Here is a 12261-nt window from a genome sequence, read left to right on the forward strand (position 1 = left end):
GTGGGGGCCTCGGGGTCGCCGGACTGGCGCAGCAGGCCGACGGTGGCCCGGAGTTCGTTGAGGGCCGAGCGGCTGGCCTCGCGGACGTGGGCGAGGGCTTCCTTGGCCTGGTCGGGGCGCTTGTCCATGACGTGGGCGGCGACTCCGGCCTGGACGTTGACCAGGGCGATGTGGTGGGCGACGACGTCGTGCAGGTCGCGGGCGATGCGCAGACGTTCCTCGGCGACCCTTCGCCTGGCCTCCTCCTCGCGGGTGCGCTCGGCCTTCTCGGCGCGCTCTCTTATCGCCTGGACGAAGGCCCGGCGGCTGCGGACGGCGTCGCCCGCGGTGGCGCCGATGCCGGTCCAGGCGAAGATGCCGAGGTTCTCCTGGGCGTACCAGGGCAGCGGGCCGGCGAGCATCGCGGCGCCGGTGAGCACGGTCATGGTGAGCAGGCCGACCCGCCAGGTGGTGGGGCGGTCGGTGGCGGAGGCGACGGTGTAGAGGGCGATCACGGCGGCCATGGCGACGGGGGCGCGGGGGTCGCCGGTGACGCACTCGATGATGGCGGCGGCGCCGGTGAGGGCGAGGACGGTGAGCGGAGCGCGGCGGCGGAAGACCAGGGCGAGGGCGGCGAGACCCATGAGGACGATGCTGAGCGGCTCAGGGGTGCGGATGCTCCAGCTGACGGCGTCCTTGTCATGGGGCTGGACGAAGGAGCCGGCCACCATGCAGGCGAGGACGCCTGCCGCGAGGACGGCGTCCAGGGCCAGGGGGTGCGCTTTGAGGTGGTGCCGGGCGCGGTCCAGTGGGCGGCTCACGCTTGAACAGTACGGGGGCCCCGCCGGGGACGGAACGGGGGCCACCTGTGTGTTTCCGGCCGTCGGTCTGTTGTCGGCGCTCTGTTGTCGGCGCGCTCCCCCGGGGGTCGCGCCCCCGGTCCCCCGTCGGCCTTGGGGCCGCGTCCTCGAACGCCGGACGGGCTGGTCGCCCTGCACCGGCGTCGAAGGGTGCGGCCTCAGCCCGGGATCAGCCCGTCGTCGCTGAGGAGGTCCCGGACCTCCTCCAGGGTCGCGTCCGGGGAGGGGAGGATCAGGTCCGAGGGTTCCAGCGAGTCGTCGGGGAGCGGGTCGCCCAGGTCCCGGACCCGGGTGAGGAGGGCCTGGAGGGTGCGGCGGAAGCCGGGGCCGTCGCCGTTCTCCATCTCGGCCAACAGCTCGTCGTCCAGCTTGTTCAGGTCGGCGAGGTGGCTCTCGGCCAGCCTCACCTGCCCCTCCCCCATGATCCGTACGATCATGTCGCCCTCCTCGGCGTGGGACCTACTGCTTGTCGAAGCGTGGAGTGTCCTGCGGCTGCTGGGACTGCGACTGGCCGGTGCCGCCCTCGATGGCCTGCTGCGACGAGGAGCCTCCCGCCAGCTCCGCCTTCATGCGCTGCAGCTCCAGCTCTACATCCGTACCACCGGAGAGCCGGTCCAGCTCGGCCTGGATGTCGTCCTTGTGCATGCCGGACTGGTCGTCGAGGGCACCGGAGGCGAGCAGTTCGTCGATGGCGCCGGCCCGGGCCTGGAGCTGGGCGGTCTTGTCCTCGGCCCGCTGAATGGCCAGGCCCACGTCGCCCATCTCCTCCGAGATGCCGGAGAAGGCCTCGCCGATCCGGGTCTGTGCCTGGGCCGCGGTGTAGGTCGCCTTGATGGTCTCCTTCTTGGTCCGGAAGGCGTCCACCTTGGCCTGGAGGCGCTGGGCCGCGAGGGTGAGCTTCTCCTCCTCGCCCTGGAGCGTGGAGTGCTGGGTCTCCAGGTCGGTCACCTGCTGCTGGAGCGCGGCGCGGCGGGACAGCGCCTCACGGGCGAGGTCCTCACGGCCGAGCGCGAGCGCCTTGCGGCCCTGGTCCTCCAGCTTCGAGGACTGCGACTGCAACTGGTTGAGCTGGAGTTCCAGGCGCTTGCGGGAGGTGGCCACGTCGGCCACGCCCCGGCGCACCTTCTGGAGCAGCTCGAGCTGCTTCTGGTACGAGTAGTCGAGGGTTTCGCGCGGGTCCTCGGCCCGGTCAAGGGCCTTGTTCGCCTTCGCGCGGAAGATCATCCCCATACGCTTCATGACACCGCTCATGGGCTTCGCGCGCCCCCTTCTGACGGACTTCCAGCTCCAGCTCTGCGACAGAACCCACAGTACGGGCCCTGCATCCATTGACGCACTGTTCCGGGACTGATGCGCTCATCCCCAAGGACGACTGACCGATCCCCCGCTCCGGCGTAAGGAGTAGGTGACCTTCAGGGTGCGCGACCCGTCACCGGACGTCCCCTCTGTCCCCCTGCATGACGAATGGTGTTGCCGGATCGTTCCCCACCGGGCTGGGGTCCAACCCCGGACACCCCTTACCCTTGGGTTTTGTGTTCCGTAGCCGTGCCACCAAGGAAGAGAAGGCCGCCGTCGCCGACAAGGCGCAGCTGACCGACTCCAAGCAGCCCCGCGACCCGCAGGCCCCCAAGGGCCGGCCCACGCCCAAGCGCAGCGAGGCCCAGTCCCAGCGCCGCAGCGTCGCCAACACGTCGCTCACCCGCAAGGACGCCGCCAGGCGCCAGCGCGAGGAGCGCCGGGCGGCCCTGGACCGGCAGCGCCAGGCGCTGGCCGGCGGTGACGAGCGGTACCTGCCCGCGCGGGACAAGGGCCCGGTGCGCAAGTTCGCCCGCGACACCATCGACGCGCGGTTCAACGTGGCGGAGTTCTTCCTGCCGATGGCCGTGGTCATCCTGGTGCTGAGCGTGGTGCAGGTGGGTGCGCTCCAGAGCATCGCGCTGCTGCTGTGGCTCGTCGTGATCGTGCTCATCGTGCTCGACTCGGTCCTCACCGGTTTCCGTCTGCGCAAGCGGCTCGCCGAGCGCTTCCCGGACCAGAACCGCAAGGGCGCGGTCGCCTACGCCCTCATGCGCTCCCTCCAGATGCGTCGCCTCCGGCTGCCGAAGCCGCAGGTCAAGCGCGGAGAGCGGCCCTGAGTACGACGTCTTTCTCCGGGGGTGCGGCCGACGCCTGGCTGGGCAGGCTGGGCGGGCTGCGGAATGTCGTACGACAGGAGCTGGTGGCCCGGCAGCTCGACGAGCAGATAGTGGGGCGGTATCCGGTCGGGCAGCGGCTGCGGGTGCTCGACGTCGGCATGGGGCAGGGCACGCAGGCGCTGCGGCTGGCCCGCGCCGGGCACCAGGTGACCGGCCTCGAACGGGACGCGACGATGGTGGCGGCGGCCCGGGAGGCCCTGTCCGCCGAGCCCGAGGGCATCCGGGAGCGGATGCGGATCATCGAGGGCGACGGCCGGGACACCGGGGTGCACTTCATGCCGGGCAGCTTCGACGTGGTGCTGTGCCACGGCGTGCTCATGTACGTCGAGGAGCCCGACCCGCTGCTGGCCGGGCTGGCGCGGATGCTGGCGCCGGGCGGACTGCTGTCGCTGCTCGTGCGCAACGGCGACGCGCTGGCGATGCGGCCGGGGCTGACCGGGGACTGGCCGGGCGCGCTGGCCGCCTTCGACACCACCGCGTACCGCAACCGGCTGGGCCTCGATGTGCGGGCCGACAAGCTGAGCACGCTGACCGCGACGCTCGCCGGCATCGGGGCACCGCTCCAGGCCTGGTACGGCGTGCGGGTGTTCACGGACACGGCCGCGGACGACGCCGGGACGCCGGACGACGTGGAGGCGCTGCTGGCCTGCGAGGAGCGGGCCGGGCGGACGGATCCGTACCGTGGGGTCGCCGCGCTGCTGCATCTGTGCGGGGTGCGCGGCTGAGCCCGTTCGGGCGAACAGCACAGGCCCGGGCCCTCGCCCCGACGTGAGACTCGGGGCATGAATGCTTCGCGTACCCGTGCTCTGCGGCTGCCGTTGGCGGCGCTCGTGTGTTCCGTCGTGCTCCTCTCCGGGTGTTCCGACTCCGGTTCCTCCGACGGGGGTTCCGCCGGTCGCGAGGAGACGCCGACCGCGCAGGCGGCGCAGGCCGTCGCACCCGCCGCCGACAACGACCTCCAGAGCACCTACCAGAAGGTGATCAGGGACGTCCTGCCGTCGGTCGTGCAGATCCAGGCCGACGGTGATCTGGGGTCCGGGGTGGTCTACGACGACAAGGGGCACATCGTCACCAACGCGCACGTCGTCGGGGACGGCAAGACCTTCAGGGTGACGACCGCGAACAGCGAGACCGAGCTGACCGCGAAGCTCGTGTACTCCTACCCCGAGCAGGATCTCGCCGTCATCAAGCTGGACAAGGTGCCGGAGGGGCTGAAGGCGGCGACCTTCGGGGACTCCGCCAAGGTCCAGGTGGGGCAGATCGTGCTCGCCATGGGCTCGCCGCTCGGGCTGTCGTCCAGCGTGACCCAGGGCATCGTCTCGGCGACCGGACGGACCGTCAGCGAGAGCGGCGGCGACGGCGGGACCGGGGCGACCATCGCCAACATGGTGCAGACCTCCGCGGCCATCAACCCCGGCAACAGCGGCGGAGCCCTCGTCAATCTCGACGGGCAGGTCATCGGCATCCCGACGCTCGCCGCCGTCGACCCCACCTTCGGGGACAGCACGGCGCCCGGGATCGGGTTCGCGATCCCCGCCTCGATGGTGAAGACGGTCGCGAGTCAGATCGTCAAGGACGGCAAGGTCACCGATTCGGGCCGGGCCGCGCTCGGCATCACCGGCCGGACGGTCGTCGACGCCAGTTTCCGGGCCGCGGGGGTCGCGGTCGTGGACGTGAAGAACGACGGGGCCGCGGACCGGGCGGGCATCGAGCCCGGGGACGTCATCACGAAGCTGGACGACACCGCGATCACGACCATCACCTCGCTCACCGAGGCGCTGGCGGCGGACCGGCCGGGCCAGAAGGTCTCCGTGACCTTCACCCGGGACGGCAGCGCGAAGACCGTGGACGTCACGCTGGGCGAGCAGTAGCGGTGCCGGGCGAGGGCTGCGCCGTGGCCCTCGCCCGGGCCGGTCAGGCTTCCTCTGCCGCCCTCAGGCTCATCGGACCGTAGATCTCCGTGGCGTCCTCGAACAGCCGCACCTGTTCCGCGCCGCCGGCGAGCAGGGGCTTCCAGTACTCACCGAGCCAGGACTCGGCGTCGCCCTGGGTGGTGAACTCCTCCGGCTCCACGGCGGGCTGGGTCTCCGCGCCGTCGGCCGTCTCGAATCGCCAGGTCCATGTCGCCATGCGAGCCTCCCGTGTTTGATCCGTTACGAAGAGCACCCTAAGCGGTCCTCGGACGACCGCGGGCCGGTGGGGGTTGCTCGCACGGCCGCCCGCGCCCCCCGAAGGCGTCTCCGCGCGCGCCTGATCAACAGGGGCAGGCGAGAATCGGTGGCGTGGAACTGACACTGCTCGGCACCGGCGCCCCCGCCGGTCTCCCCCGGCCCTTCTGTCCCTGTGCCGCCTGCGCCACCGCGCTCGGCGGGAACGCCCGGGCCGCCACCGCCGTGCTCGTCGACGAGACGCTGCTGCTCGACCTGACCCCCGGGGCCGCCTTCGCCGCCGCCCGGGCCGGGCACTCGCTCGCCGGCGTACGGCAGGTACTGCTGTCGCATCCCCATGACGGGCCCCCCGTCGAGGTGCCCGCCGGGCTCCCGCAGCCGGGCCGGGTGCCGGACGGGCGGGAGTTGGCGCTGCTGACGGGGCACCGGGTGCGGGCCGTGGCGATGGACGCGCCCGGCACCGGGTACGCCGTCACCGGGCCCGAGGGGCAGCGGGTGCTGTACCTGCCGCCCGGGGGTGCGCCCGCCGGGCTGGAGCGGGGGGCCGTGGAGTCGTACGACATGGTGCTCGCCGATGTGGTGCGGCGGCCGGACGCGCTGGCCCGGCTGCGGGCCGTGGGGGCGGTGGGGCCGACGACCGACGTCGTCGCCGTCCATGTCGACCACGACGTGCCGCCCGGCGCCGAGTTGCGGCGCAGGCTGGCGGCCGCCGGGGCGCGGGCCGTGCCCGACGGGACGACCCTGGCCGTCGGGGCCTACGAGGACGTCCCGGATGTGCCGCGGCGGACGCTGGTGCTGGGCGGGGCCCGGTCCGGGAAGTCGGTGGAGGCCGAGCGGAGGCTGGAGGCGTTCCCCGACGTGCTGTACGTGGCGACCGGCGGCTCGCGGAACGGCGACACCGAGTGGGCCTCCCGGGTCTCCGCCCACCGGGAGCGGCGGCCCGGGTCCTGGCGTACGGCGGAGACCTGCGACCTGGTGCCGCTGCTCAAGGACGACGGGGCGCCGCTGCTGATCGACTGCCTGTCGCTGTGGCTGACGGACGCGATGGACGCCGTGGGGGCCTGGGACGACGCGGAGTGGGCGGACGGCGGGGAGCGCGAACTGCGGGCGCGGGTGCGGGAGTTGACGGAGGCGGTGCAGGAGACCCGGCGGACCGTGGTGGCCGTGTCGAACGAGGTGGGGTCCGGGATCGTGCCGGCCACCGCGTCGGGCCGCCGGTACCGGGACGAACTGGGGCGGCTGAACGCCGCCTTCGCGGCCGAGTGCGAGCAGGTGGTGCTGGTGGTGGCGGGGCAGGCACTGGTCCTACGGGGCTGACGGCCCCTTGCGGGCGATCACCCGGTAGGTCCTGGCGAGGCGGGTGCCGGCGAGGAGCAGGGCCAGGGCGTGGTCCAGCGCTCTCGCGGCGGCGGTCAGCGGTCCGGCCGCCGCCGGGTGCAGGGTGCCGGGCAGACGGGCCGTCAGGCGGGCCGGTACGTGCGCGGACCTGCGGGCCGTCGCCACGATCGCGCATCCCCGGGCCCTGAGTTCGGGGCGCGGGTCGTGCGGGGACTCCACCAGGAGGTGGCCGCCGGGGCGCAGGACGGCGAGGGCCGCGGAGAGTTCCCCGGGGTCCGCGTGCGGGTTCAGCAGGCTGACGACGTCGTAGCGGGACCGCAGGTGGGTGGTGATCCGGGGGTCCGTCAGACGGCCCAGGTAGCCCTCCTCCAGGCGCTCGACGGCCTGGGCGCGCAGGACGCGGGGGGTGGGGTCAAGACCGTCGAAGGCCGTGTAGGGGAAGAACGCTCTGGCCGCCTCCGGGAAGTCCGCGTCCCCCGTGTCCACGTCCAGCCAGCTCTCGGGTTCGGGGAAGGGCAGCATCACGCGGGCGGTGGAGCGAAGACGCCGTACGGAAGGGGCGGTTGGTGCGGGCATGGGGCCTCCCGAGGACGCACGTCAATTCGCTACAAAACGGAACGTATGGGATCCCCATCCCGGGTGCAATGACGTCGTGGCCCCGTGGCGCCCCCGTGTTCGATCAGGGCCGGTACTGTTCGGCGAATGAGCTCGCTTAATCTCGACGACTTCACCGATCTGATCGAGCGTCCCGACGGCGGGGTACGTCGCGACGCCGAGGCGCGCCGGGAGCGGCAGATCGTGCCGCCCGGGGCGCTGGGCCGCCTCGACGACCTGGGTGAGTGGCTGGCCGCGGCGCAGTCGGCCGTACCGGTACGGCCGGTCGAACGGCCGCGGGTCGTGCTGTTCGCCGGTGACCACGGGGTCGCCTCACTGGGCGTCTCGGGGCGGGCCGCGGGCAGCGCCTCGGAATTGGTGCGGGAGGTCCTGGAGGGGGGCCGTCCGGTGTCGATCCTCGCACGGCGTCTCGGGGTGCCGGTGCGGGTCGTCGACATGGCGCTGGACTGCGATCCGGCCGAGCTCCCGGAGGACGTCGTACGGCACCGGGTGCGGCGCGGGAGCGGTCGTATCGACGTCGAGGACGCGCTGACCCCGGAGGAGGCGGAGGCCGCCTTCCGGGCCGGGATGGCGGTCGCCGACGAGGAGGCCGACTCCGGTACGGACCTCGTGGTGCTCGGCGATGTGAGCGTGGGCGGGACCACCGCGGCCGGGGTGCTGGTCGCCGCGCTGTGCGGGACCGACGCGTCCGTGGTGACCGGGCGCGGCGGGACCGGCATCGACGACCTGGCGTGGATGCGCAAGTGCGCGGCGATCCGGGACGCGCTCCGGCGGGCGCGGCCGGTGCTCGGGGACCAGTTGCAGTTGCTGGCGGCGGTGGGCGGGGCCGACCTCGCGGCGATCACCGGGTTCCTGCTGCAGAGCGCGGTGCGCAAGCTGCCCGTCGTGCTGGACGGGGTCGTCGTGGCCGCCTGCGCCCTGGTGGGTCAGCGGATCGCGTTCCGGGCGCCGGACTGGTGGCTGGCCGGGCAGAACAGCGGTGAGCCGGGGCAGTCGAAGGCACTGGACCGGATGGCCCTGGAGCCGCTGCTCGACCACGGGGTGACGGTCGGGGAGGGCGCGGGCGGGCTCCTCGCGCTGCCGCTGGTGCAGGCCGCGGCGGCGCTGGCCGCCGAGCTGCCGGAGCGGCCCGCCGCTTCTTCCGGCGAACCGGAGGAGAAGGAGGAGTAGGGGGTTCGGCCGGTCGGGCACCGCCGGGATGCGCCGCCGTGGCTGAGCGCCGACGCGGCACGGAAGAGGGGCATGATCCCTTTTCATGGGAGATGTCCTGAACACCGGTACCCGTCGACCGTCCACCACCGCCTCGCGGCGGGCCGCCGGTTTCGCCGTCTGGTACCTGCGGGTCGTCGCGTTCGTCAACTTCCTCAGCGCGGTGTGGGTGACGCTGGGGCAGGACGTGCGGCGGCACAACCAGCAGGACTACTTCACGCCGTACCTGCTGACGGCGGGCTTCGCCTCCGGGGTGTTCACCGCCTTCCTCGCCATCACCATGCGGCGGCGCAAGCGGGCGGCCTGGATCCTGAACCTGGTGCTGTCGGGGGCGTTCCTCGCGCTGTTCGTCCTCGCGATGGCGTTCCCTGAGATCCGGCGGTACGCGCAGAACTGGATCTCCCTGTTCCTCACCGCCGCCTTCGTGGCGGCCCTGCTCGCCGGGCGGCGGGAGTTCTACGCCAAGGGCGACCGGTCCAACCCGCGGCTCGCCGCCGCCGTGGCCGTGGGCGGACTGCTGGTGTGCTCGCTGCTGGCCGCGCTGCTGGTGACCGTCACCAACCAGGCGTCGAGGTCCTCGGCGTTCGGGGAGCGGTGGTGGTACGGCACGCTGCGGCTGGTCTCGGTCGCCGCCGACGACTCCCGCTTCGACGGGATCCTCACACCCAACTGGGTCAACGTCGTCATCAACGTGCTCAGCACGGTCCTCGTCCTCGCCGTCCTCTACGCCGCCTTCCGCTCCCGGCGTGCCGTCGACCCGCTCACCGAGGACGACGAGCGGCGCCTGCGGGAACTGCTGGACAGACACGGCGAGCGGGACTCGCTCGGGTACTTCGCGCTGCGCCGGGACAAGAGCGTCATCTGGTCGCCGACCGGCAAGGCGGCCGTGACCTACCGGGTCGTCAGCGGGGTCTCGCTGGCCTCCGGGGACCCGATCGGCGACCCGGAGGCCTGGCCGGGGGCGATCGAGCCGTGGCTGGCGGAGGCGCGGGCGCACGGGTGGCTGCCGGCGGTGATGGGCGCGGGCGAGGACGCGGGGACGGTGTATGCGCGGCACGGGCTGGACGCGCTGGAGCTGGGTGACGAGGCGATCGTCGAGGTCGCCGAGTTCACGCTGGAGGGGCGGGCGATGCGGACCGTCCGGCAGGCGTACAACCGGGTGAAGCGGGCCGGGTACACCGTGCGGATCCGGCGCCACGAGGACATCCCGGCCGCCGAGATGGAGGCGCTCGTGCGGCGGGCCGACGACTGGCGGGACGGGGCCACCGAGCGCGGGTTCAGCATGGCGCTGGGGCGGCTCGGGGACCCGGCGGACGGGCGGTGCGTGGCACTGGAGTGCAGCGACGGCGACGGAGAGCTGAAGGCGGTGCTCTCCTTCGTGCCGTGGGGGCCGCACGGGCTCTCCCTCGATCTCATGCGCCGGGACCGCGACGCCGACAACGGCCTCATGGAGTTCATGGTCATCGAGCTGCTGAACCGGGCCCGGGAGATCCAGATCACCCAGGTCTCGCTCAACTTCGCGATGTTCCGCTCGGTCTTCGAACGTGGTGCGCGTCTCGGCGCCGGACCGGTGCTGCGGCTGTGGCGGTCGCTGCTCAGCTTCTTCTCCCGCTGGTGGCAGATCGAGTCCCTGTACCGGGCCAACGCCAAGTACCGGCCCGTCTGGGAGCCGCGGTTCCTGCTCTTCGAGAAGAGCGCGGACCTGCCGCGCATCGGCATCGCCTCCGCCCGCGCGGAGGGGTTCCTTGAGGTGCCGGGGCTGCCGGGGTGGCTGCGGCGCCGGGAGCACCTCAGTACGCACAGATGAGGACCGTGGCATGAAGAGGGTCACCCGCTGGGCCCGCGCGGAGTGGGGGCCGCTGTACGCCACCGTGCGCGGGCCGCTGCTGCGGCGCGGGTGGCGGGCGGTCCCGCTGGCCCTGACAGCGGTGTGCCTGACGGCGGTCCTGCACGTCGTGCACAGCCAGTCGTGGGGGTACGACTTCGTGCAGGACGTCGGTGCCGTGCGCGCCGCGGACCCCCTCTGGCTCGCCCTGCTCCGCACTCCCCTCTCGCTGTTCGTCCCGGCCCTGGACCTGCCGGTGTGGGGTGCGCTGGCGCAGCTCCTGTGCGTGTTCGGGATCGCCGAGATCTGTCTGGGCCGGTGGCGGACGCTCACACTGGCCTACGCGGCCACGCTCGCCGGCACGCTGTACGCGCGCGTGGGCATCTGGCTGGGCCCCGGCAGCCCGCTCGGTCTGCCCGCCTCGGACGCCCACGTCGTCGACACCGGCCCGTCGGCGGCCGTGGTGGGCCTCGCCGTCTTCCTCTGCCTGCGCCACGGCGCCCGCTTCACCGCGGCCGCCGTGATCGCGGCGATGGTGGCCGAGGTCCTGGTCAAGGAGAACCTCGCCGGCAAGGAACACCTGGCGGCGATCGCGGCGATGCTGCTGCTGTGCGGGATCTCGGCCGTACGGCACCGCCGGACGCGGGCCCGGGAAGAGGCCCCCTCCGCAGGCCCGCCCCGGGGTCCCTGAACTGCGGGGAGACTGCGGGGAGACCTCACCCCCCGAGCGCTCGCGGTGGGTCCGGTTTGCCGGCGATCAGGTCCTGGAACCTGCGGCGCGGGCCCGACCAGCGTCTGTCGTGCCGGTAGCTGCGCAGCAGGGCCCGGGCGCGGGCACGGGGGCGGCGGGCGTAGAAGCGGCGGGCCCAGGGGGAGCCGGGACGGGCCAGGCGGACCAGGCCGATGAGCCCGACGAGCGGGACGATCACGCTGAAGATCGCCATCCGGGTCTTGCCCTTGAGCAGGACGAGCATCGCGAACAGGAAGTTGACGATCACGCTGCTGATCACGCCGCCGCGGTCCTGCGCCTCGTCCTGCGTCACGTCGTCGACGCCGAACGGCGAGAACCCCGCGAGCACCAGGCCGACCAGCGCCACGGTGAGGACGACGACCTCCACGCTCTTGCGGCCCTCCTCGCTCCAGTACACGTCGTCGAGGTGCAGGATCAGCGCGAACTCGTCCAGCACCAGCCCCGCGCCCGTCCCGAAGACCACCGCGGCCACCCCCGCCCCGAAGCCGTGCCGCCCGCTCGCGACCGCGCCGAAGCCGCCGATGACGGTGAGGACGACGCCCGGCACCACGTGGTGGATGTGCACGCCCCCCGAACTGACGTTGCCGAAGGGCCCCTTGCCCGCCCGGATGAGCCGGGTGACGACCCGGGTGATCAGGAAGGTGAGCACGAACGCGGTCAGGGCGAGGAGCAGCGGCAGCTTGCCGGGTTCGACGATGTTGCGGTGCAGCCAGTGGCCCATGGCCCCAGTCTCCGGCCGGCGGGGGTGGGCCGCCCGGCGGCTACGGCGTCCGGGCTACCCTGCCGACGTGTCCATGACCCCGCCCCCGCTCGACGGCCTCCGCTTCGCCTTCGGCACGCTCAGCGTGCTCCCCGTGCGGGTGACCCGCTGGGACCGGGAGGCGGCCCGCGGCGGCATGCTGTGCGCCCCGCTGGTCGGGCTGGCACTGGGATGCGCCGCCGCGGCGACGGGTCTCCTGCTCCTCTTCCTGGGTGCCTCCGCCCTGCTCGCCGCGGTCGCCACGGTGGCCGTGCCGGCGGTCCTCACCCGGGGCCTGCACCTCGACGGCCTCGCGGACACCGCCGACGGCCTGGGCAGCGGCAAGCCCGCCGAGGACGCCCTGCGGATCATGAAGCAGTCGGACATCGGCCCGTTCGGGGTGATCACCCTCGTCCTCGTGCTCCTCGCCCAGGTGGCCGCCCTGTCGCAGACGTACGGCGACTCGTGGGCCCGGGGTGCCGTGGCGGCCGTGGTCTCGGGGACGGCCGCGCGCCTGGTCCTGACCCTCGCGGCCCGCGCCGGAGTCCCGCCGGCCCGCCCGGAGGGGCTGGGGGCCGCGAG

14 protein-coding genes are annotated in these 12261 nt (G+C 73.3%); 8 read left to right on the plus strand and 6 right to left on the minus strand.

Annotation, left to right across the window (positions count from 1 at the left end):
- From AOJ26_RS14700 to AOJ26_RS14710, 3 genes are all read right to left on the minus strand, one after another.
- Positions 1–800 (minus strand): histidine kinase dimerization/phosphoacceptor domain-containing protein (locus AOJ26_RS14700; RefSeq protein WP_159044287.1); only part of this gene is annotated, 800 nt, incomplete at its 3' end.
- A 197-nt stretch (positions 801–997) separates the two neighbouring features.
- Entirely contained in the window at positions 998–1276 is a 279-nt protein-coding gene (gene pspAA / locus AOJ26_RS14705) for a PspA-associated protein PspAA (RefSeq protein WP_053848718.1), read from the minus strand.
- 22 nt (positions 1277–1298) lie between these two features.
- Positions 1299–2078, minus strand: a complete 780-nt coding sequence (locus tag AOJ26_RS14710) for a PspA/IM30 family protein (RefSeq protein WP_234358555.1) — start codon at positions 2076–2078, stop codon at positions 1299–1301.
- A gap of 218 nt (positions 2079–2296) precedes the next feature.
- Here AOJ26_RS14710 and AOJ26_RS14715 point away from each other — a divergent pair, with 218 nt between their 5' ends.
- From AOJ26_RS14715 to AOJ26_RS14725, 3 genes are all read left to right on the plus strand, one after another.
- Positions 2297–2974, plus strand: a complete 678-nt coding sequence (locus tag AOJ26_RS14715) for a DUF3043 domain-containing protein (protein ID WP_179200344.1) — start codon at positions 2297–2299, stop codon at positions 2972–2974.
- A gap of 83 nt (positions 2975–3057) precedes the next feature.
- On the plus strand, positions 3058–3759 hold the full coding sequence (locus AOJ26_RS14720; RefSeq protein ID WP_053848720.1) for a methyltransferase domain-containing protein: 702 nt from the start codon (positions 3058–3060) through the stop codon (positions 3757–3759).
- 57 nt (positions 3760–3816) lie between these two features.
- Entirely contained in the window at positions 3817–4905 is a 1089-nt protein-coding gene (locus AOJ26_RS14725; RefSeq protein ID WP_053848721.1) for a S1C family serine protease, read from the plus strand.
- A gap of 43 nt (positions 4906–4948) precedes the next feature.
- On the opposite strand, the gene AOJ26_RS14730 is transcribed toward AOJ26_RS14725, so the two are convergent.
- Positions 4949–5164 (minus strand): hypothetical protein, encoded by a 216-nt coding sequence (locus tag AOJ26_RS14730; protein WP_053848722.1) that lies wholly within the window; start codon positions 5162–5164, stop codon positions 4949–4951.
- A 152-nt stretch (positions 5165–5316) separates the two neighbouring features.
- Here AOJ26_RS14730 and AOJ26_RS14735 point away from each other — a divergent pair, with 152 nt between their 5' ends.
- Positions 5317–6519 carry a bifunctional adenosylcobinamide kinase/adenosylcobinamide-phosphate guanylyltransferase gene (locus AOJ26_RS14735; protein ID WP_053848723.1) on the plus strand — a complete coding sequence of 401 codons (1203 nt, stop codon included), beginning with the start codon at positions 5317–5319 and terminating at the stop codon, positions 6517–6519.
- Here AOJ26_RS14735 and AOJ26_RS14740 read toward each other — a convergent pair.
- Positions 6508–7116, minus strand: coding sequence for a MarR family transcriptional regulator (locus AOJ26_RS14740; protein ID WP_053848724.1), 609 nt, complete (start codon positions 7114–7116; stop codon positions 6508–6510). The genes AOJ26_RS14735 and AOJ26_RS14740 overlap by 12 nt on opposite strands.
- 126 nt (positions 7117–7242) lie before the next feature.
- Here AOJ26_RS14740 and cobT point away from each other — a divergent pair, with 126 nt between their 5' ends.
- The 3 genes from cobT (at position 7243) to AOJ26_RS43475 (ending at position 10880) form a co-directional block, all read left to right on the plus strand.
- Positions 7243–8325 carry a nicotinate-nucleotide--dimethylbenzimidazole phosphoribosyltransferase gene (cobT, locus tag AOJ26_RS14745; RefSeq protein ID WP_053848725.1) on the plus strand — a complete coding sequence of 361 codons (1083 nt, stop codon included), beginning with the start codon at positions 7243–7245 and terminating at the stop codon, positions 8323–8325.
- Positions 8326–8410: 85 nt separating this feature from the next.
- Positions 8411–10171 (plus strand): phosphatidylglycerol lysyltransferase domain-containing protein, encoded by a 1761-nt coding sequence (locus tag AOJ26_RS14750; RefSeq protein ID WP_053848726.1) that lies wholly within the window; start codon positions 8411–8413, stop codon positions 10169–10171.
- A gap of 10 nt (positions 10172–10181) precedes the next feature.
- Positions 10182–10880 (plus strand): hypothetical protein, encoded by a 699-nt coding sequence (locus tag AOJ26_RS43475; RefSeq protein WP_053848727.1) that lies wholly within the window; start codon positions 10182–10184, stop codon positions 10878–10880.
- Positions 10881–10905: 25 nt separating this feature from the next.
- Here the strand turns inward: AOJ26_RS43475 and AOJ26_RS14760 are convergent, their stop codons facing one another.
- On the minus strand, positions 10906–11661 hold the full coding sequence (locus tag AOJ26_RS14760; RefSeq protein WP_053848728.1) for a hypothetical protein: 756 nt from the start codon (positions 11659–11661) through the stop codon (positions 10906–10908).
- Positions 11662–11734: 73 nt separating this feature from the next.
- Between AOJ26_RS14760 and AOJ26_RS14765 the strand changes: the two genes are divergently transcribed.
- Positions 11735–12261 (plus strand): adenosylcobinamide-GDP ribazoletransferase (locus AOJ26_RS14765; protein ID WP_053848729.1); only part of this gene is annotated, 527 nt, incomplete at its 3' end.

Source organism: Streptomyces sp. NRRL B-24085 (assembly GCF_001282115.1).
Taxonomy (GTDB): Bacteria; Actinomycetota; Actinomycetes; order Streptomycetales; family Streptomycetaceae; genus Streptomyces.